The organism is Microcoleus sp. B4-C2 (genome assembly GCF_036705265.1).
Lineage (GTDB): Bacteria > Cyanobacteriota > Cyanobacteriia > Cyanobacteriales > Microcoleaceae > Microcoleus.
The window spans coordinates 10,101-31,035 of sequence record NZ_JAUBUB010000060.1 but is presented as its reverse complement, the minus strand read 5'-3'; the positions used below and the strand labels follow the sequence as shown (position 1 = coordinate 31,035).

Below are 20,935 nucleotides of genomic sequence, written 5' to 3'. Positions count from 1 at the left end.
TTAATTCCACATTCATAACAGACAATTTTTGACCACGAGGTAATTTCCGACTTTTCTCAAATTTGGATGCCCTGCCGATTTACGCCAAAGTTGTTCGGCCTTGAAAATAGTCCTGTAAGTGTTGGTCGTTATCGTGGCTGAGCTGGCCCTCCGGCAGCGATGCGGGTAAAAAAGCCTCAACCTCGCTGACTTCAAGCGTATCCTGAACTTGCATCTTGCCCTGCACCTCTGCCGCCACCACGATACAAATCGAGTGCAGGCGAGGGTCTCTATCGGCAGCCGAATAAACGCCCACCAAGCGATGGATTTTGACTAACTCGAGTCCTGTTTCCTCCGCTAATTCCCGGCGCACAGTTGTGGGAATATCCTCTCCCCAATCCACCATACCTCCCGGCAGTCCCCAGCGACCGTTGTCGCGGCGGCGAATTAACACAATTCGCCCGTCAGGCAATACAGGAATCACCGCAGTACCAGTGACGGGATGTCGAAAAATCAGTCCCAGCACAGTTTGTACAATTTGCCACAATCGACGCATAAACTCAAAAGCTTGTTTAGGAGATAGTAATTTCACGGCTCCTAGCTCGCAGCTCCGGAGTCTTAATTTTTAATTTTTCATTCAGGCCAGAGGTCTGGCAAATCTGCTAATATCTCCGCTGCGTGAGATTCTGGTTTGACTTTGCGGTAAACCTTTTCAATCCTACCATCACGGTCGATCGCGAAGGTCGATCGAGTAATCCCCATAAATTCTTTTCCCATAAATTTTTTTAGTCCGTAACAGCCGTAGGCGGTAGCAACTTCAGCGTTTAAGTCGCACAGCAAGGGAAAAGGCAGTTGATATTTAGCTGCAAACTTGGCGTGGGCCGCGGCCCCGTCTGTACTGACGCCGAGAACTGCTATATTGCGCGACTGGTAGTCTAAGTAAATGTCGCGAAAGCCGCAAGCTTCTTTGGTACAGCCAGGGGTATTGTCCCTAGGGTAAAAATACAGTACAACTCGCCGCCCTCGAAAATCTGCAAGGCTGACGAAATTGCCTTGCGCGTCGGGCAGGCTGAAGACAGGAGCTACGTCACCGGGATTAAGTGTCATTTGTCGTATTTGTCAAGAGTTTATAGAAATATTCTGGAAGATTGACAACATTGCGTCCCATCGGGCCCGCCTTCCCAGCGACTTGAATCCCCGTGTTCTTTTTTCTGGGCTTTGTACCAGGTGTGCTATAATCGTCATCGGTCTAAAATTGAGTATAACTAGCCAACGTAAAAACTTAACTGGATTAGTTGAGTACGTAGTCACACCTATACGTAGTCACACCTAACGGTGTTGCGGTTTAGCTAGGCAGACAGGAATCCCCACCCTATACAGATCAAAGGTTAGTGTGGGATAAAAGGCGCGTCCGACTCCTGATTCCACCCGTTCATAATCTCATAAGCATAGCTTTGAGCCGTGGAGGGGTGGACAACGAGACGAACCAATGCCTTTTTATCAAAAATCTGGGTTTAAAACCCTGTCCTTCTAGGACGGCTTTAATTGCTTAAATCCCTTCCTAAAAGTCAGGAAATTTCTAGTATACTAGAGTAGTCAAGCTTAAACTCCTTTGCCCGAAGTGAAACAGGACATGAGACACACTTTTAGGCATAAATTGTTGGACCGAGAGCAGCGAAAACTCTTTAAACAGCTAGAGGCTGAATTCAGTAAGCCTTAAACCAGCAAAAACAAACTATTTTTAGGATTGTTAAGTAGGGTAGGGCATACCCAAACTCTAGATAAATATTCTAGTACGCTTTTGGAGATAGACCCGCTGGGATTGTCTAAGTTAGGCTCGATACTTGGTTCAATTGAACGGGTATTGGGTTTAAGTAATGCCGTAAGGATAGTCAATTTTAAGGTTAGTCGCTGAATTAAGAATCCCCACGCCTGATAGCTGGGGAGTGTCAAAATATCAGTGGGGCTGGACGTGTTCCTCACTTTAAAACGCCGTAGAGGGAAACGATTGGAGTACCTTGAAGGAAGTTCTCGATCTCCTTAACAGGACTCAGAAGCCTAAACCATATCGCTTGCGATTGTTGTGGCAGCGTCACGAAAGCTAAATTTGAAGAAAACCTAGCTACAGAAAGAGAACCGATCGAGTACGGTAGGACATACCGGAATTTACGCTTGGGGAGAAGACACCTATATTTTGGCTGGAGAAATCCTGTCACAAGCAAGTGAATTCGCTGAACCAAGAATCTCAGTCACCAAGAGTGCACAGAGTGTCAAACTTAAGAATCCCCGTGCGTGAAAGCCCGGGGACTGTCAATGTTTATTAGTGAGGTCAGAATGGCTAAGCGCCGCAATCTCAAGAAAGAAAAGGCACAACGAAATCAAGCATACGCTCGCAAGTTTCGCAAGCGGAGAAATCAAGATATGTTCTCCAACAAGAGAAGGCGATTTGACGGCGGTAACGGCGGTGGCATGGGCGCCATGAGCGGTGGCGGCAGAGACAAAGACATGGCTGCTGCTGAAGATTAATTGATTCAGGCTATCTGCCGAACTTAGAACCAGAGTGGAAAACACGATCGTTCTAAGGAGAGATAGCCAGCCGGAATTTGTCCAATAATTCAACGATGTTTAGGCGAGTCGATCGCGCGCAGCGATAAGTGATTTTCTCACTTGTTCAAACCCGGTACCCCCGTAACTATTGCGAGCCGCCACCACTTGCTGAGGTGCGATCGCGCTGTAAATGTCTGTCTCAAAGGCTGGGTGCAAGTCTTTCCACTCCTCAAGTGTCAAATCTTTGAGGAGTTTGCCCCCCGAAAGGCAAGTTTTGACGACTTTGCCGACAAGGTTGTAAGCTTCCCGGAAGGGAACGCCTTTGGCGGCCAAGTAGTCGGCTACGTCTGTAGCATTAGAAAAGTCTTCTGTAACAGCAGCGGCGAGGCGATCGCCATTAAAGGCGATGCCTTCCCGCAGCAAAATGGTCATTGCTTCCAAGCAACCTTGTACCGTTTTGACGGTATCAAACAAAGCCTCTTTATCTTCTTGCAAATCTTTGTTGTAGGCCAAAGGAAGTCCCTTCACTACTACCAACAAGGCTTGCAAGTTACCGAACACCCGCCCCGCTTTGCCTCGCACCAACTCCGGCACGTCGGGATTTTTTTTCTGGGGCATGATGCTAGAACCAGTAGCGCAGCTATCTTTGAGCGTAATAAATCCAAATTCGTGAGAAGACCACAAAATCATTTCTTCTGACAAGCGGCTCAGGTGTACCAGAATCAAGCTGGCGGCAGCGAGAAATTCGATCGCAAAATCTCGATCGCTCACTCCATCTAAGCTATTAGCATAAACCTTGTCAAACTGCAATAGTTCTGCCGTATAATGTCGGTCGATCGGGAAAGTCGTCCCCGCCAACGCGCCACAACCCAAAGGCGAAACATTCACCCGCTTGCAGATATCGCCGAGACGTTCCCAATCGCGATCGGTCATTTCAAAATAAGCTAACAGGTAATGAGCCAAACTGATCGGCTGAGCGCGCTGCAAATGAGTGTAACCGGGAATTAAAGTTTCCACATTCCGATCGGCAAGATCGAGCAAAACCCCTTGAAATTCCCGCAATTGCTCACGAATTTCGGCGATGCGATCGCGCAAATACAAGCGAGTATCAGTGCCGGCTTGATCGTTGCGCGATCGGGCAGTGTGCAACTTTTTCCCAGCATCTCCCACAATATCCGTCAGCCGCTTCTCTACAGCGAAGTGAACGTCTTCTGCATCAACTCCCGGAACAAAAAGTCCTTGGCGGTATTCGCGGCGAATCTGTTCCAAACCATTGACTAACTGTTCGCCTTCTGCTGCGGAAATAATCCCCGTTTTGGCCAGCATTTTAGCGTGAGCGACAGAACCAGTCAAGTCATACTCAATCAATTCAATATCGAAGCCAATACTAGCATTGAATCGGGCGATCGCCGGGTGCAGCGCCGATTCAAATCTTTGACTCCAAGTTTTTTGTTGTGTTGTCATCAGAAAAATGGGTAGAAACCCCGTCCTTCTAGGACGGCTTTACAATTTAATTTGTAATGCGCCACGAGTTGTAGGACAAAAATTTACAATCTGCGGGCGATGCGTTTTGAGTTAGACGCTTGCCAGTTTTTAAATCGTGCAAGCTAATTGTTTTCCGGTACGGGTCTTTCTTTGTTGGAGATTCTTGCCAACCGCCAACGTAACAAAATCCGTATTTAGGGTGTTTAACAATTGAACCGCGCTTAAACCCGATACTAATTGTGCCACCATAACGAGGGCGAATATGACCTGTGGAATGTTGCAAGCGATGGAGCTGTCTGCGATGAAACTCAAGGGGGATTACTTCTGTTAGCTTGGTGTTGTCGGGTCGAATGTGTCCTCCCGCGTACCAATTAGCCAACACCCAAGAATCAACGCAGTGAGCCTCAAACTTGTTTGATAGTTTCTGTTTTGACTTTTGGAGTCCTAAATTTTGACGCATTTCGTAAGTATCGTTTCCCGATCTAATCTCAAGATGGGCAATCTTTCTGAGTTCAGAATAGAACCAGTGTTTGCCTACTTCTAAGGGGCTAAACGATACGTTCCACTTGCGTCCGTTTTTCCAAGTACGGGCTTTGATGTCCTCTACAACAAAAGCTGATACGGGAAACATAGAGGTTAACCAATTAACTATCCTTAACTTCCACTGCCACCTTGACTTAGTAGATGGGGGTAGGCGATTTTTGTTAACTAATCTGTTAGCTCGGTTTTGACGGCATGGAGTATTCCGAAATCGCCTAGCACGTCGCATATTGCGCCTGACCTCAACATGGTCTTTTACCCAATCGATCGCATGGGTTTGGATGTTTAAGTAGGTATGGGATTTGGATTTAACGGTAAATCCTTCGCGCTTGCTGCCTGGATCGATGCCAACCGCTATTGGTTGATAATTGTGGCTTGAAGGTTCTACATTCAATCGAACACAAAATACCCCCTTTTTCCAGAATGGTGCAGCCTTACCTGACTTAATCCAACGCTTTGCACGGCTTGGGGTAGTCGGCATTAGGGGTCTATTTTCACTGTTGGCAACGGGTACAAACATTTACGGTAAGTCCTATTTCTAGGTATATATTTCCCTTCGCCACTAGCACATCCGAGTGGTTAAAAACTAGGGAGGCATTCTTAACGTCTGGTGGGATACCACTCCCAGATGGCTCAGTTTGTCTTAAAGACGCAGGCTAGACACTGTTTTAGTCTTGAATTAAGAAGGTGGTAAGCCTTCCTCTTTCAAGCCCCATGCCTTTAGGCTGGGGTTAGTGACTGCTCAAGCTAAAACTAGATTATATCTCTCTTGCAGAAGTCTATAAAAACCGATTTGTAGCAAAGACTTTAGTCCTTCCTCCGGTTTTTATTCTGGACTGTAGTCCTCACTCCCAAATTCGGTAAGAAAAAACTCACGTCCCGACTACAAAGTTTTTATACATCTTTTGACCAAAAAAAACTGAAGTCTTGACTACAAAATTGTGAAACTTTTGCTGCATCAGAAAGAAGTGAAGTTTGGGCTAAAAACCTTTTAAATCCGTTCCCGATACCTTCCGCGACAATAACTCTAACGAAAAATCCCTTTAAAGAACCAGCCAACAAAAATACCTATAAAAAAAGCTCCTATTTGACCAGTCGAAACAAAATTGTTCCAAGCTTTCTGGAAATTCGTAAAAATTTCGTAACTTTGAGCCAAAACCACCGTCGAACTCAAATGAGATTTCAAAACTACCACATGAGCGACATCGTTCCAAGTAATGGAACTGGTTAATCCCGCAGTAATTTCCGGCATTAAATTAACTATCATGGTGATTTTCTCCTGCTAAAGGTGTTACCCTAAGTACAACCAGTGTCATGTCATCTTCGTTACGATTGCCGATGCCGATAAACTGGTGTACGCGATCGAACAAATAATCCAAAATTTCTTCAGACTGCTGATAATTTTGACAGGCCCACTGAAAAGCCGAGGTCAAGTTATCCTCATCAAACCGATCGCCTCTTTGATTAGAAGCATCAGTAAATCCGTCTGTGTAATAAATAATAGTATCTCCTGGCTGCAATTGAATGTGGGCTTCTTGGTAATGCGAATCAGCATCCAGCCCAATTAACATTCCCTCCAAAGTATCAAGCTGAAGAATCGAATTAGTTGCAGCTTGCCACAGCAAAGGCGGGTGGTGAGCAGCATTGCTGTAAGACAAAACGCGAGTTTTCGGGTCATACTCCGAATAAAACAGAGTCACAAAACGGTGGGAATTTTCCAAATCCGCGTGCATAACCCGGTTTAAATGTTGCAAAATTCTCGACGGCGAGTGGCGGTTCAAAACCTCCGCCCGCAGCATACCCCGTGTCATCGTCATCAACAGGCCAGCCGGTACTCCTTTGCCCATCACGTCGCCGATGACAATGCTCCAGCGGCCCTTGTCGATTTTGGACTTGAGATTTTTAATTAGGGATGGGGGGTGTTCCCCCTCATTCTCCTTGCCGATCGGGTCATAGTCAGCGGGAATAAAATCATAATAATCTCCGCCGACTCTGCTAGCAGTTTGGCAGCGGGCGGCCACGTCAAGGCCGGGAATTTTCGGACAACTACGGGGTTGCAGTCGCAATTGAATTTCCGCCCCGATTTCTAACTCTCTGTCTAAGCGTTCTTTTTCCGCCAACTTAACAGTAAGTTCGTCTTTGCATATTGCCACTGCAGTTTGATCTGCCACCAACCGAACTAATTTCTGTCTGCTGGGAGTCCAGAGATATTGCGGATCACTGCTAAAAACATAAAGCCGTCCGCGTTCCAAATTGTTGACCAAAATTGGCGCCCCAAACAAATGAACATCCGGGCCCAAATAACGACCGACTTGCAAGTCTAGACTAGAAGTTTGCCCAGAGGTTTCCGAAAACGATCCAGCAGTAGCGCCCACACCTGCTGTAGCTTGTCTGGTGGCTATTTCCAGCGCTTTTCGCATATCTTGGCACTGCCGTCCTTCCTGACAATGCAACTGCTGGAACCTGACTTGACCGTTGGGTTTGAACAGCACTAAAGCTCCCCCGTCGGCGTCCGTAACGCGAGTCGCCACCAAAGGCACCAACTCCAAAAATTGGTTGAGATTGTTAAAACTTCGCAGGGCAAATCCCAGCGAACCCAACATATCTTGAACGTTGTGCTGATATCGGTGCAAACGCGCCACCAGTTCTTTGAGGGCAAATACTGGCGTCGCGTCGGTGGAATTGCGACCCGAAGGGCGGTCAGCAGGTTGAGGTGAGGGGCGAGGCAAAGGCACAGCAGTCATTCGATTTTAGATTTTAGATTTTAGATTTTGGATTGATTCGACGGATAAATTCGGGGGCTTGAGGATTTTAGATTTTAGATTTTGGATTGATTCGACGGATAAATCACGTGGCGGGTACCACATGAAGAAATTCACAGGTCATTTTAGATTTGTGATTTTCGATCTTAGAAAGAGGATATTTGATTGAGGAGTTACACGCCAGTGAACCCAAACCCGGTTTTTTTTCTGTTTAGTAGAGGAGTGCGATGCTAGTTTGAGGTTAAGGATTGGAGATTTTGAAGCTCTCTAGCCGTCCCGATTTTTGGAGGCGGATAGAGATACTTCATCCATCTAAAATCTAAAATCTAAAATCTAAAATCGAGTAGGGCTTCCACAAATTCGTAACTAGAAAACGGGCGCAAGTCTTCGATGCTTTCCCCGACTCCAATAAAGCGGATTGGCAGACCAAGTTGCTGCACTACTGCTAGGGCAACACCACCTTTAGCAGAACCGTCGAGTTTTGTCAATACTACTCCGCTTAATTTTGCCGATTCTGCGAACACTTCTGCCTGTCGCAAACCATTTTGACCCAGTGTGGCATCCAAGACCAGTAGAGATTCTACGGTAGCGCCTGGGGCTTTTTTATCTACAATGCGACGGATTTTACTTAATTCGTCCATCAGATTTTTTTTGTTTTGCAGGCGGCCTGCGGTGTCTACGATCAGCAGTTCTGTGCCGCGGGCGCTGGCGGCGGCGATCGCATCAAACACGACAGCAGCCGGATCGGTATTTTTTCCTGGGTTGGCAATAATTTCGACGCCGCTGCGGGAACCCCAAACTTTCACCTGTTCGACGGCGGCGGCGCGGAAAGTATCGGCGGCAGCAATGAGGGTTTTGTAGCCGGATTTTTGGGCAATATGGGCCAGTTTGCCGATCGTCGTAGTTTTGCCCGCACCATTGACTCCTACGATTAACCAGATGTTAAAAGTTTCTTTTTCCGGGGCAAATGTCAGGCTGTAGGCGGGATTACCGGCGGCGGTTTCGGCACAGGGAGCGTCCAAAATGTCGCGCAGGATGGTTTTCAGGTAGGCTAGAGCCTGTTCTGGGGGCAGCACTTCTTGTGTGAGTCTTTCTTGGAGGCGACTGATAATGATGTCGGTGGCTGCGACTCCGACATCGGCTTGCAGGAGCAAAGTCTCAATTTCCGCTACCGCATCTTGATTGAGCGGGCCTTGACCAACGATCGCCTTTAGTCGATTAATTAAGCTGCGGCGAGTTCTTTCTAAGCCTTTCCGCAGTTTTTGCAGCCAAGTGATTTCTTCGACGGATACTTGGTCTGGGCGGCGGCCTTGACTTGCTAAAATTTCTGAAGACCACAGGAAGCCTTCGTCAAAGGCGAAACCGGGAATTTCTTCGATAATTGCCGCTCTCTCGGCGGCGGCTGCAATTACGTCTGGTTCTTCAATTGCCGTTTCTTTGAGGCGTTCGATGCGCTCCATGCGATCGGCCTGAGCTCTGGCCCAAAACGGCAGGGCTTCGGCTGCTTCGCCGTCGGATGCGAGTGATTCGGTTTCTACAACCTCGGTTGCAGGTTCGGCAATTTCTATATTTTCTGCTGTAACTTCTAATTGTTGAGCAATAGGTGCAATGTCGATCGCCCCGGCTGTTGGTTGCAGAGTTTCTGGAATTTCTGCGGGCTCTGTTGCATCGAGTTCTATCGCCTCGGTTGCTTCAAGTGCGGCGGGTTCTGCAACTTCTGGAACTTCTGCAACAGTTGGTGCTGTGGGTGCTGGTTCAAGTTCGATCGGCTCGGTTGCTTCCACAGTCGCCGCTTCTGCAACTTCTGCAACTGTCGCGATTTCTGCTTCGGCTGCTGGAACATCGGGGGCTGCTGTCTCAGAAACTTCTGTTTCTGGTTTTTGCTGTTTTTGAATATTTTTGTAAGCAGCTTTTGCCCAATTGAGATAATCTTCGGCTACAGCGTCCGAGCTTTGCTCTGCTGCTGCATCTGTTTGAGGCTCAACCGGTGCGGATTTTGCCGACTCATCTTGCGGCTGTTCGGGGGTTGCCTCTGTTTCAGAAGATTTATTTTCGCTGTACTGGCGACGAAACCAATTAAATACCATAGTTGATGGGGAATAGAGAATAGTAATTAGTCATTAGTCCTCAGTCCCTAGTGTAGAGCCGATTGCGGATTGCCAATCACTAATGACCAATGACTGCTGACTAAGGACTACTGACTAAGAACTAGGGACTAACAACTTCTGCGTTGATTTTATCGACTACTCGGCGGAGGACTCCGTTGATGAAGCGATGTCCTTCGTCGCCGCTGTAGCGTTTTGCGAGTTGGACGGCTTCGTTGACGCTGACTTGTTCGGGTAAGCCTAGATATAGCATTTCGGCGATCGCGATTCTCATGATATCTCGATCGATCCGGGGCAACCGTTCTATTTGCCAGTCTACAAGGGCTTCCGAGAGCAATTCATCAATTTGAACACGGTTGGCGCTGACTTTGGTCAGGATTTGCAAAGCGTAGGTACGGACATCTTGCTGGTTGGCTAGCTGGATCAGTTCTGGAAACTCCATTGCTGAACCGAGACGGTTGATTGCGGTTTGGGTGAGTTCGACTGCTTCCCGCACCATTGCTCTAGCACTTTGTATATCGGCCGCGCGGATTTCGCTGGCAAGCAGTTTGTCGCTACTCCGCTGCACTTCGGATGCTGCTGCTTCTAGGGATTCTTGAACTTCTGTTGTCAGGGTACGGATGGCGGCGAGGAGAACATCTTGCAGTTTCTTGGCTTCTAAGAGTTCTGGATTCGTCGGGAGTTGGCTGATGCCGAGGAGTGCGAGTTCGCGTGCTGTTTCGCGGGCTTTTTTCATAGTTTTTAGATAGGAATTGGGAATTTAGGAAGTTTTTCGATCGCGCGCGGACTTGAACTTTAGCAGAAAACTCGATTAAAAGCGTTACAAGACCAGCCGTCTGACTCGCCCGCGGCGGGTAGTTTACAGATACTTCGCTGTCAAACCCAAGATTTATGCTTGAAACCGGGTTTCTGAGTTTAGGCTTTCTCGGTTTGGGCTGGTTTTGTCGAAATATTATCTGCTATGGGGAAAGTTTACACGGCCTTACGGGCGACTAAGGAATGAGAATTAAATAACTTCCACTCTTGAAAGTGGGATGGGCGTCCCGCCCGTCCACTCATGACGGGCGGGACGCCCATCCCACAATAACAATTAAAATTGTAAGTTATTTAATTCGCGATCCTAAAGATGTCTTGGTTCAATCTTCTTCGACTGGGACAGGCTGGTATCTTGATTCGGATACAAAGGGTTCGAGTGTTTTGCCCTTGATGTTTTCGGGGGTTACTGCAATTGAGTTGTTGGGGTTGACGATGCCGCCGGAGATGATGACTTTAAAGGCATCTTCGATCGACATTGACAAATTGACTAAATCTGCCTCCGGCACTATAGCGTACCATCCGGTGGTGGGGTTGGGAGTGGTGGGGATGAAAATGCCGATCGGGGTTTCACCGGAAAGGTGAGGCGGGATATCGTTACTCTCGATCGTACCGGTCACAAATGCTAAAGTCCAGATGCCCCGCCGGGGATATTCCACTAACACCACGCGCCGAAATTTGTCGTTTGATTTGAGGAGGGTTCCCAGGAGTTGTTTGAGGGTTTTGTAAACCGAACCGGCTAGGGGAATTGCCTGCAACACCCGTTCGCCAAAGTCTAGCAGCCACTTACCGAAAATGTTCCGGGCCATTAAGCCGATGACTAAAATGCTCAGCAGGGGTACAGCCAGCCCTACTAAAAGATTTAGCAGATTCACCAAAATCGGGTGGAGTCCGTCAAAAGGGTTGATCTGCTTGGGAATTTTGGTGAGAAAATTGATCACCCAACTGGCGACGGTAATTGTCAGCCAGATGGTGGTAGCTAAGGGTATCACTACCAATAGTCCTGCGATCAGGTCGTTTTTTAAGTCTTGTTTGATGCGTTGGAGCACGGCGGGTCAAATCTCCTCGTAACTGGTTGCCAATAACCTGAATAAACCTGAGACTAAAGCAACTGCACGGGCTTTACTGGAAGTCACCATAGACGATCGTCTTCAATTCTGCTAAACCCTACCCTTTCTGAGGGGGAAGAGTTAGGGATCGCCGGTGCTGTACCTTTATTTTAAAGAATTATTGCAAGTTGGCGCTTGATTTTAATATATGCGGGCTGTGCAGCAGCTCACCGTTTTGTATATTTTAAGACATTTTGGGTCGGTTCAATCAATAAGCCGATCGGTCAATCGATTTTAGATTTTAGATTTTAGATTTTAGATTAAAGAATTGACTTGCGCGAGATAAATGCTCTTTCTTGAGGATTTTCGATTTGGGATTGATTCCACGGATAAATCACGTGGCGAGTACCACATGAAGAAATTCGTGGTCAGAGACGGCCTGGGAGTCGAAGTGTAGCGAGTCCAAATAAAATTTTCTGTGATTTGTATCGGAAATTAATTGGTCGATCGAGCTTTTTGAGATTTTCGGCGGGGCGGCACTTCGTTTTACTTATATCTTGCACCCTTTTCCATAAGCTTTTTAGGGACGGGCTCTCCTGCCCATCCCACAATCAAATTCACTCTTTGTGGAACAGGCATCTTGCCTGTTCTTGAAAAAGGTGCAACATATGAGTTTTACCTAATTCAGGGGAATCTATGCAGGTTGAGTTCAGTGTATCTGCAAAAATCCACCTTTAGATAGATGCAATGTAACCAGTCGCTACTAAACTAAGGGTGATTTTTGAGGGGCAACTACGATAAACAAGGCAACAGTTGCCTACCATGAAAAACTTGCATGGTAGGCAAATCCGGCAAAAAGTAAAGCAGACATACCAGCAACTTTGACTTTTTTTGACAGGATTAATCGAGCTTCAGGAAATCAGGGCAGGATTCCAGCGAATTCTAGCTTGAGACGAGCGACAAAGCAATATAGAATTAACAGGGGCATCACTACAAAAAAATAATCTGCCAAACGAGGTAGCAGTAGTTAGGAGCAAGCGAGATAAATTACTACATAGCTAGTTGTTTCTAGCCAGAAGCGCGAAACTATTTGTTCAACAGGGTATAGCTAAACTGCTGCATACAAGCAAGACTCCAGCGGTGCCGATTCCTTGGAAACCGACGAAAGTTAAGGAAAAACAACCGTACTAGCCAATCAAGTCAGAGCGGGGATTCACCCCGCAGCAAGAAGCAATAGACTTGATGAGAATTTAGAATTGAGATATGAATGCTCAACTGATGAAACCAATTGGTTTTTACATTTTTTTATGCCATTCACAACCCAAGACTTTTTTTGGCTTCACTTAAAGCCGCAGCCCGATAAAATTTTGTATCCGCTAATTAATATTTAAGTAAAAGGAACTTTTGTGAAAACGCTCAGTATCCTCTTAGTAGAAGACAGTCCCCTAGATGCCGAACTGATTGAGGCATATCTAATGGATGGCGGGCTCCAATTTTCTCTGGTGTGTGTGGAAAATCGAGAAGACTTTGCCACGGCGCTGGAAAAACAAAGTTTTGACATTATTTTGGCAGATTATATGCTGCCTTGTTTTAACGGGATAGCGGCACTGGAAATCGCCAACACTACTTGTCCGGGAGTGCCTTTTATTTTTGTTTCGGCTACTTTGGGCGAGGAAGTGGCGATCGAAACTTTGAAAAGCGGGGCTACTGATTATGTTCTCAAACGCCGTTTGATACGCCTGGTGCCGTCGATTCAGCGGGCGCTGCGCGAAGTTCAAGAACGGAACGATCGCAAGCAAGCGGAAGCACAGCAGCAGGAGAGCGAAGCTCGATTTCGGATTATGGCAGATACCGCGCCGGTAATGATTTGGATGTCGGACACTGACCAACTTGGCGATTACTTTAACAAAGTTTGGCTGGAGTTTACCGGTAGGACTTTAGCGCAAGAAATGGGCACGGGTTGGATGGAAAGCTTGCACCCAGATGACTTGCCAGAATGTCTGGATATTTACCAAAAAGCCTTCGACACTGGCAGCGAGTATCGGCTCGAATGCCGCCTGAGACGCTATGACGGGGAATACCGCTGGGTTTTGGGTACGGGCGTACCCCGGTACAGGCCTGATCGCACTTTTGCAGGTTACATCGGTTCTTACATCGATATTAGCGATCGAAAACAGGCAGAACAAGAACGCGCGGCAGCTTTGGAGCGCGAACAAGCAGCGAGGTTGCAAGCAGAAGAAACAGCTAAAGCGCTGCAATCGGCAAACGATAAAATTACTAACATTCTCGAAAGCATTACCGATGCTTTTATCGCTGTTGATTTAAATTGGAACTATACCTATGTCAACGACCAAGCTATTGAGCTGTTAGGCCGACCAAAAGCAGAACTGATTGGTAAAAAAATTTGGGATATATTTCCCTGGGCTGTCGATTTACAGTTTTACAAAATGGCGACCAAAGCAGTAGCAGAAAAGGTAACGGTCGAGTATGAAGAATTCGTACCGTTATGGAATAAGTGGTTGAAGATGCGTTTTTATCCTTCCGATTCTGGTTTGTCGGGTTACATCCAAGACGTTACCGATCGCAAGCACACAGAATCTGCACTCCAAGCTAGCGAAGAAAAGCTGAGAATGTTAGCCGAAGCTAACTTGATAGGAATTATCTTCGGGGATGTTAACGGCGGTATCATTGAGGCAAACGATGAATTTTTGCGGATAGTTGGTTACACGCGGGAACAGTTGCAGGGCGGTGAATTAAACTCGATTGATATCACGCCGCCGGAGTACCAGTCTCTCGATAAGAAGGGGATGGCAGAGGCACAAGCAACGGGGGCTTGCACTCCCTACGAAAAGGAATTCTGGAGGAGAGACGGCAGCCGGATTCCGGTGTTGATCGGATATGTTTTGCTGGCGCAAAAGCGGCAAGAATCTGTGGCTTTTATTCTCGATTTGACTGTTGGTAAGCAGTTGGAAAGAGAACTGCACGATCGAGCCCAGGAATTGGCGCGGGCGAACCGGATTAAAGACGAGTTTCTCGGAACTTTGTCCCACGAATTGCGAACGCCGCTGAATGCGATGCTGGGATGGGCGCAACTGCTGCGAAACCGCAAGTTTGACGAAAAAACGACTGTTAGGGCTCTGGAAACGATCGACCGCAATACACGCTCTCTGGCAACTCTGATCGACGATTTGCTGGATGTGTCGCAGATTATTACCGGAAAACTGTCGCTGAATTTGCGGTGGGTGGATGTGATTTCGACTGTTGAGGGTGCGATCGATACTCTCGCGCCCGCGATTGCCGCCAAAAATATTGAAATTGTGACGGATTTCGACCCAACTACCGGGCGGATTTTTGCCGATTCGGGCCGCTTGCAACAGGTAGCCTGGAATTTGCTGTCGAATGCGATTAAGTTTACTCCCGATGGCGGACAGGTGAGGGTGGCGGTGCGAAAGATGGAGAGGACTTTTGCCGGTGAGGAATTGGCTTGCTGTAAAAATCTGTCGCCCGCTAGTGTCGAAATTGAGGTCAGCGACACGGGACAAGGGATTTCAGAAGAGTTTTTGCCCCACGTTTTCGAGCGGTTCAGCCAAGCTGACAGCTCTATAAGACGATCGTACAACGGATTGGGTTTGGGCTTGGCTCTAGTGCGACATTTTGTGGAAATGCACGGGGGGACGGTGCAAGCCGAATCTGCCGGGAAGGGAAAAGGATCGAGGTTTTTAGTGAAATTGCCAATTCAACAGCTTCATTGCGACGGCGGATTGTCTGTTGCTGGACTCGGGGAGTGGGCGATTCCTCAAAGCAAGGCGCGAGCCCCTGTAAAGGAGTCTTTTGTCAGCAGCAATCTTTCTGGAGTGCGGGTATTGGTGGTCGATATCGACGCGGATTCCCTGGATTTTGCCTGTACAGTGCTCGAAGATTGCGGGGCCCAGGTGGAGACTGCTAGCTCTGGAAAGGATGCTCTGGAGGCGATTGAAAGGCTGAATCCGAATGTGTTGGCGATCGATATCGGGATGCAGGCCCTTGATGGAGAGGCTTTGCTGCAACAAGTGCGATCGCGGATGGTGGACAGGGAAATTCCGGCGTTGGCCTTCACGGCGGTTGGTAGGGTAGAGGAACGGGTACGGGCACTGCAGGAAGGTTTTCAAATTTACGTGCCCAAGCCGATCGAGCCTGCTGAGTTGGTGGCGGTGGTGGCAAGTTTGGCGGGACGCCCGAAGGATTTTAGATTTTAGATTTTAGATTTTAGATTTACTCGGCGATGACGGAGTTCGTAACTACAAACCAATTTTCTTGCATTCGAGCGATCGGATAATTCTTAGGACTAAGGCTAACTGGCACTATATACTTAAAATTTAAGCTTTATTTGCGAGACTTGCCCGGTTGTCCTAATCCTGCCGAAAAACTTTTTTTAGTATTAGTTAGACTTAGAGCTAATTTGTCAAGTCCCGAAAGTTATGAATTTAATTTACGTCACAGTGTGTAGTTTTTGATACTGATAGCAGTTTCTCAAAGGAATGCAACTGTAGACAAGTTCCAAACCCCGATCATCATCAGTATTACGATTTCTCAAATCTAAAATCTAAAATCTAAAATCTAAAATTGTATGAGGTTCAGGGACGATCGCCCTTAACAGTCTCTGCTCAAATATCAAGTTCAGCAATTAGCTGCTTCATTAAGCATGACTCATATTTACAATTAACCTAATTTGTCATACCCCAAAAGTTATAGATTTAATTTAAGTCAAAGTTTTTAGCTTTTGATCAGAGGTGCAGGGACGATCGCCCCTCACACTATTTCCTCCAATATCAAGTTCAGCAACCAGATGCTTCATGAGAAAAATATGCGGCCGGCGTAAATGCTTCTAACACGCCTCTATTGCCCGCCGTGCAAAGATTTTTTGGTTTTTGGATGTGGACTGGTCGCCCGCTTCCCACTATCGACGGCTAGATACCAATTGCACCCGGCCGGCATCCATTTCATCCATTAATAACTCTAAAGCCTCATAATCAATATCCGAGATGTACCCCAAACGGGTGAGCTCGTAGTTGATTTCGTTTTCAATGTCAGGCGTCAACTGCTTAATGTAGAGGGCTTTTTCTACAAGTTGACGAATAGCATGAGTTGCTTGCATAGTAAGTCGGAGAACTCCGTACATTTTTATTCTCCTCTGAAGTGTCGAGCAAACAGGTGATCTAGATCAGAACTAACAAGTGATTTAAATTACAATGTTCAGTTTTATCTAACAGCTAGGGCCAAGTCGATCGCAATTTTTATAGTTACCAAGACTCAACCTGCAGGTATCAATAAAAAATAGTATAGTAGCTTACGTTTCCTCCCCAAATCTTATGCAAAACTTCATAAAAAAGAGTCAATAAATAAAGATTCAGTAAAACTACTGACAACAACTGGTCAGTTTGCCTCGGATTAAGTTAGGCTCAGAGGAATCAAGTAGGTTTAGGCTTACATCCGTCCAGCGCAGTAGTTGAAAATACGTAGCAATCATAGGTTTGACATATGCAGACACTTCTTGCCCATAAACCAATTACGGTGATTCGACCCCTAGACTACCTGAATGCAGCCACCTGCGGAGAATTCGGCGTACAACTAATGACAGCAATTGCAGCCCCCGGTGTTGTAGCGGTACTCGTAGATTTGGACGCGGTAAAATTTATTGACAGTGCCGGTTTGATGGCATTGGTTTCGGGCCTCAAGCAGGCGAAAAAAATGGGGCGCAGGTTTAGTCTTTGCTCGGTATCCCCTGGGATTAAGATGATTCTGGAACTCAGCCAACTTGATCGAGTGTTTGAGATATTTGAAAATGTCGATAGCTTTGAAGCCGAAAACTCCTGCGTAAAACAACACTGATAGAGCCTCCTGGGCGACGAGAACAGGCAAAAAAACACAGCAAATTCGGTTAAATGCCCGAAAAGACAGACGACTGTCGTTGGCGTGTTGGCAGATTTTAAGGTAGGCTGCTTAAGAGTCGCAACTATTTAGCGAGTCGAGCCGTGGCAGTAAAAGTCGAAGAATTACTTACAGCAGAGATTAATCAGCCTGCTCGTTATCTGGGAAACGAATTGGGGGCGACGCACAAGCCTTGGGACGCGGCGTCTGTGCGCTGGGTTCTCACTTACCCAGAAGTTTATGAAGTTGGTGCTTCCAATCTGGGGCACATCATCCTTTACAACATTTTGAACGCAGGGCCGAGACAGTTGTGCGATCGGGCTTATTTGCCCGCCGCCGACTTGGCAGCAAAACTGCGATCGACCAAAACTCCGCTGTTTGCCGTAGAATCGAGGCGATCGCTCACAGAATTTGATATTCTGGGCTTCAGCCTCAGCTACGAACTCGGAGCCACAAACATTCTGGAAATGCTGGATTTAGCCGGCATTCCCCTAACTTGGCAAGAAAGAGCGACCAATCCCCAAAACGGTCAAATGCCACTGATTTTTGCTGGCGGGCAAACGGCAACTTCCAACCCCGAACCCTACGCAGACTTTTTTGACTTCATCGCTTTGGGAGATGGAGAAGAGTTGCTGCCAGAAATTGGCTTGATTTTGGCAGAAGGCAAAACAAATAATTTGAGCCGAGAAGCATTGCTGCTGGATTTAGCGCAAATTCCAGGCGTCTACGTCCCGCAATTCTACGATATGGCGGCCGACGGTTCTGTTCATCCCAACCGCCCGCAAGTTCCACAACGAATTCTGCGCCGCGTGGCAACTCCCATACCAGCTTATTCGATCGGCCTGGTTCCCTACGTCCAGACAGTACACGACAGACTGACAGTAGAAATCCGCCGGGGATGCACCCGCGGCTGTCGCTTCTGTCAGCCGGGAATGCTGACTCGCCCCGCGCGCGATGTCGAACCGCAGCAAGTCGTAGAGGCGATCGAACAAGGGATGCAAGCCACCGGGCACAGCGAGTTTTCCCTGCTTTCCCTCAGTTGTTCCGACTATCTGGCACTCCCAGCAGTCGGCATGGAAATCAAAAATCGCCTGAAAGATAAAAATATTTCTCTGTCTCTACCCAGTCAGCGGGTTGACAGATTTGACGATAATATTGCCGACATTCTCGGCGGCACGCGGCAAGGCGGTTTGACTTTTGCCCCGGAAGCTGGTACTCAGCGGATGCGCGACATCGTTAACAAAGGTTTGACCAACGAAGAATTGCTTCGGGGTGTCAAAACTGCGGTCGATCGCGGCTGGGATAAAATCAAGCTGTATTTTATGATCGGTTTGCCGGGAGAAACAGATTTTGATGTTCTCGGCATCGCCGAAACAGTCCGCTGGCTGCACAGAGAATGCAGAATCAATGGCAGGCGGGGACTGACTTTTAACTTGACAATTTCTAATTTTACGCCTAAGCCTCACACTCCTTTTCAGTGGCACTCGGTTTCTACTGCTGAGTTTTCCCGCAAGCAAAAACTCCTGAAGGAAGAGTTTCGGGGGATGCGGGGCGTCAAGGTGAATTACACTGATGTGCGGATTTCGGCAATGGAGGATTTTGTCGGACGGGGCGATCGACGTTTGGCTGCTGTAGTCCGCCGCGCTTGGGAACTTGGCGCGGGTATGGATGCGTGGTGGGAAAGTTTGGATCAGGCTTACAAAGCTTGGACTCAGGCGATCGATGAATCGGGCCTTACCTGGAAATACCGCCAAGTCGAAAGCGGCGAGTGGAATCTTTTTGAGAAGGAAGAGGAGCACGACACGGATGCGGACACGGATACACGGATGAATTTAACGGCGGGGGCGGGCACGGGGGCACTGCCCCAACCAGCGGGGGCGGGCACGGGGGCACTGCCCCAACCGGCGGGGGCGGGCACGGGGGCACTGCCCCAACCAGCGGGGGCGGGCACGGGGGCACCGCCCCTACTGGATCAACCTTTGCCTTGGGATCATTTAGATACGGGGATTGACAAAAACTGGCTGAAAATTGACTTGCAAAAGGCTTTGGAAGCAGCGACGGTTCCCGACTGTTCCTTTGAAGGGTGTTCGCGCTGCGGGGTTTGTGGCACTGATTTCGGACACAATGTGGTTGTGGATGCGCTGCCAATTCCTGAGTTTGCTGGGGAGTTTGTCCCGAATACGGAGCGGAAACAGCGTGTGCGGGTTTGGTTCGGGAAGGTGGGCGATATGGCTTTGGTTGGTCATTTGGATTTGATCCGATTGTTCGATCGAGTAGTCCGCAGAGCCGATTTGCCGATTTCGTTTACCGGCGGGTTTCACCCGAACCCTCGGATTTCTCTGGCAAATGCTCTGCCTCTGGGTGTTACCAGCACTGGGGAAATTGCTGACTTTGAGCTCACTGAGTCGATCGATATTGAGAGTTTTCGGGAAAAGTTGGCCGCTAAGCTGCCGGAAAATATTCCGATTTACAAGGTTGAGTCGATCGATCTCAAGGCTCCTTCTGCTAACCAGTTGTTAGAAGCAGCGGAGTACGTGATTACTGTGGCTTTAGGGGGTTCGTTGACAGAAAATGGCGAATTAGACCATGAAAATTCTGCTCCTGTCTCCGTGGCTCCTGATGCCAACTGGGAAGCTTGGGTCAAGACGATCGTCGAAACCGAGGCTTTTTGGCGGGTGCATACTACTAAGTCGGGAAAGACGAAGGATGTCAATTTGCGCGATCGGCTGCACAAACTAGAACTTGTAGAGCACAAACCCGACAGCAGCACATCTGCTAGGGGTGCTACATCCGAAGGTAGAGCCGTCTTGCGGTTTACCGGCAGTTGTCGCAGCGATGGCAACTTGCTAAAGCCAGAACATATTGTGTTCATGCTCGAACAAGTCAGCCAGCAGGAAATTCAGCTTCTACAGGTTGAGCGTAGTCAGCTAATCCTGGGTTATGGTTAAAATAGGGAAGCCGCGGTGGAATATTTCACCTTCGGCTCTCGATCGGGATGTGTCGTTTCAAGCTATAATCGCTTGTTATGGAAGCCGCGGTGGCTCGAGCGCTTTAGTCGCTCGCCGCCCTCGTCAACCAGCAACGCGGGCTGGGTGCAATTTGCTTCTGTTCAAGACTTTAAGCCTTTTTGTTGTACATTCACGGGCTAAATCTAGCGCCAAACCCGCCGGAGCGGGGTCTGAACCAAATTTAGCGATTAATTTCGATCGATCGACTGGTTGTCGGTGGTCGGCTTATTCAAAAATTTTACGGTTCAAACCGCAGAGCGGGTATTCAACAATAGATGTTTTTGGCGGGTCAAAAAACGCAGATAAGCCCCCGACTTAAGTCGTGAAGAACCAAAAATTTTAGATTTTAGACTTTAGTTCAATCTCCCAGATTCATCTGTGGAGAAAATCTAAAATCTAAAACCTAAAATCTAAAATCGACTGATCCGTCAAAAAACGCAGATAAGCCCCCGACTTAAGTCGTGAAGAACCAAAAATTTTAGATTTTAGACTTTAGTTCAATCTTCCAGATTCATCTGTGGAGTAAATCTAAAATCTAAAATCTAAAATCTAAAATCGACTGACCCGTCAAAAAACGGAAATAAGCCCCCGACTTAAGTCGTGAAGAACCAAAAATTTTAGATTTTAGATTAAAGTTCAATCTCCCAGATTCATCTGTGGAGAAAATCTAAAATCTAAAATCTAAAATCTAAAATCGACTGACCCGTCAAAAAACGGAAATAAGCCCCCGACTTAAGTCG

Annotated in this window: 14 protein-coding genes; 4 read left to right on the top strand and 10 right to left on the bottom strand. The window is 47.6% G+C overall.

Annotation, left to right across the window (positions count from 1 at the left end; genetic code table 11):
• Nucleotides 1–79: 79 nt before the first annotated feature.
• Together QUB20_RS17895 and bcp are read right to left on the bottom strand one after the other, a co-directional pair.
• Nucleotides 80–535 (bottom strand): NUDIX hydrolase, encoded by a 456-nt coding sequence (locus QUB20_RS17895; RefSeq protein WP_333058363.1) that lies wholly within the window; start codon nucleotides 533–535, stop codon nucleotides 80–82.
• A gap of 77 nt (nucleotides 536–612) precedes the next feature.
• Entirely contained in the window at nucleotides 613–1,086 is a 474-nt protein-coding gene (bcp, locus tag QUB20_RS17890) for a thioredoxin-dependent thiol peroxidase (protein ID WP_333250110.1), read from the bottom strand.
• Nucleotides 1,087–2,313: 1,227 nt separating this feature from the next.
• Between bcp and QUB20_RS17885 the strand changes: the two genes are divergently transcribed.
• Nucleotides 2,314–2,505, top strand: a complete 192-nt coding sequence (locus QUB20_RS17885) for a hypothetical protein (protein WP_190738786.1) — start codon at nucleotides 2,314–2,316, stop codon at nucleotides 2,503–2,505.
• A 99-nt stretch (nucleotides 2,506–2,604) separates the two neighbouring features.
• Here the strand turns inward: QUB20_RS17885 and argH are convergent, their stop codons facing one another.
• The 7 genes from argH to QUB20_RS17850 all read right to left on the bottom strand — a co-directional run bounded on the left by argH (nucleotide 2,605) and on the right by QUB20_RS17850 (nucleotide 11,280).
• Nucleotides 2,605–3,990: an argininosuccinate lyase gene (argH, locus tag QUB20_RS17880; protein ID WP_333250112.1), complete on the bottom strand. Its 1,386-nt coding sequence runs from the start codon at nucleotides 3,988–3,990 to the stop codon at nucleotides 2,605–2,607.
• Between the two features lie 46 nt (nucleotides 3,991–4,036).
• Nucleotides 4,037–5,071, bottom strand: coding sequence for an RRXRR domain-containing protein (locus QUB20_RS17875; RefSeq protein ID WP_333250114.1), 1,035 nt, complete (start codon nucleotides 5,069–5,071; stop codon nucleotides 4,037–4,039).
• Nucleotides 5,072–5,578: 507 nt separating this feature from the next.
• Complete coding sequence (locus QUB20_RS17870; protein ID WP_333250116.1) at nucleotides 5,579–5,818, bottom strand: hypothetical protein; 240 nt, start codon at nucleotides 5,816–5,818, stop codon at nucleotides 5,579–5,581.
• A complete protein-coding gene (locus QUB20_RS17865; protein ID WP_333250118.1) occupies nucleotides 5,808–7,295 on the bottom strand; it encodes a PP2C family protein-serine/threonine phosphatase in 1,488 nt (495 codons plus the stop codon). The genes QUB20_RS17870 and QUB20_RS17865 overlap by 11 nt, the downstream gene beginning before the upstream one ends.
• Before the next feature lie 344 nt (nucleotides 7,296–7,639).
• Nucleotides 7,640–9,400: a signal recognition particle-docking protein FtsY gene (gene ftsY / locus QUB20_RS17860; protein WP_333250120.1), complete on the bottom strand. Its 1,761-nt coding sequence runs from the start codon at nucleotides 9,398–9,400 to the stop codon at nucleotides 7,640–7,642.
• Between the two features lie 121 nt (nucleotides 9,401–9,521).
• Complete coding sequence (nusB, locus tag QUB20_RS17855) at nucleotides 9,522–10,154, bottom strand: transcription antitermination factor NusB (RefSeq protein WP_333103525.1); 633 nt, start codon at nucleotides 10,152–10,154, stop codon at nucleotides 9,522–9,524.
• A 400-nt stretch (nucleotides 10,155–10,554) separates the two neighbouring features.
• On the bottom strand, nucleotides 10,555–11,280 hold the full coding sequence (locus QUB20_RS17850) for a DUF502 domain-containing protein (RefSeq protein ID WP_333058302.1): 726 nt from the start codon (nucleotides 11,278–11,280) through the stop codon (nucleotides 10,555–10,557).
• Between the two features lie 1,406 nt (nucleotides 11,281–12,686).
• On the opposite strand from QUB20_RS17850, the gene QUB20_RS17845 reads away from it, so the two are divergent.
• Entirely contained in the window at nucleotides 12,687–15,515 is a 2,829-nt protein-coding gene (locus tag QUB20_RS17845) for a PAS domain S-box protein (RefSeq protein WP_333250103.1), read from the top strand.
• Between the two features lie 701 nt (nucleotides 15,516–16,216).
• Here QUB20_RS17845 and QUB20_RS17840 read toward each other — a convergent pair.
• Nucleotides 16,217–16,414, bottom strand: coding sequence for a hypothetical protein (locus QUB20_RS17840; protein WP_015176637.1), 198 nt, complete (start codon nucleotides 16,412–16,414; stop codon nucleotides 16,217–16,219).
• 383 nt (nucleotides 16,415–16,797) lie between these two features.
• Between QUB20_RS17840 and QUB20_RS17835 the strand changes: the two genes are divergently transcribed.
• On the top strand, nucleotides 16,798–17,148 hold the full coding sequence (locus tag QUB20_RS17835; protein WP_333250101.1) for an STAS domain-containing protein: 351 nt from the start codon (nucleotides 16,798–16,800) through the stop codon (nucleotides 17,146–17,148).
• Nucleotides 17,149–17,291: 143 nt separating this feature from the next.
• Nucleotides 17,292–20,135, top strand: coding sequence for a TIGR03960 family B12-binding radical SAM protein (locus QUB20_RS17830; RefSeq protein WP_333291531.1), 2,844 nt, complete (start codon nucleotides 17,292–17,294; stop codon nucleotides 20,133–20,135).
• The last annotated feature ends 800 nt before the right edge of the window (nucleotides 20,136–20,935 follow it).

What these genes read in the sequence shown, in the direction of transcription:
- argH (WP_333250112.1), bottom strand. Translation starts at nt 3,990, where the DNA reads ATGACAACACAACAAAAAACTTGGAGTCAAAGATTTGAATCGGCGCTG.
- QUB20_RS17875 (WP_333250114.1), bottom strand. Translation starts at nt 5,071, where the DNA reads ATGTTTGTACCCGTTGCCAACAGTGAAAATAGACCCCTAATGCCGACT.
- QUB20_RS17835 (WP_333250101.1), top strand. Translation starts at nt 16,798, where the DNA reads ATGCAGACACTTCTTGCCCATAAACCAATTACGGTGATTCGACCCCTA.
- nusB (WP_333103525.1), bottom strand. Translation starts at nt 10,154, where the DNA reads ATGAAAAAAGCCCGCGAAACAGCACGCGAACTCGCACTCCTCGGCATC.
- QUB20_RS17865 (WP_333250118.1), bottom strand. Translation starts at nt 7,295, where the DNA reads ATGACTGCTGTGCCTTTGCCTCGCCCCTCACCTCAACCTGCTGACCGC.
- QUB20_RS17895 (WP_333058363.1), bottom strand. Translation starts at nt 535, where the DNA reads ATGCGTCGATTGTGGCAAATTGTACAAACTGTGCTGGGACTGATTTTT.
- QUB20_RS17885 (WP_190738786.1), top strand. Translation starts at nt 2,314, where the DNA reads ATGGCTAAGCGCCGCAATCTCAAGAAAGAAAAGGCACAACGAAATCAA.
- bcp (WP_333250110.1), bottom strand. Translation starts at nt 1,086, where the DNA reads ATGACACTTAATCCCGGTGACGTAGCTCCTGTCTTCAGCCTGCCCGAC.
- QUB20_RS17870 (WP_333250116.1), bottom strand. Translation starts at nt 5,818, where the DNA reads ATGATAGTTAATTTAATGCCGGAAATTACTGCGGGATTAACCAGTTCC.
- QUB20_RS17840 (WP_015176637.1), bottom strand. Translation starts at nt 16,414, where the DNA reads ATGCAAGCAACTCATGCTATTCGTCAACTTGTAGAAAAAGCCCTCTAC.
- ftsY (WP_333250120.1), bottom strand. Translation starts at nt 9,400, where the DNA reads ATGGTATTTAATTGGTTTCGTCGCCAGTACAGCGAAAATAAATCTTCT.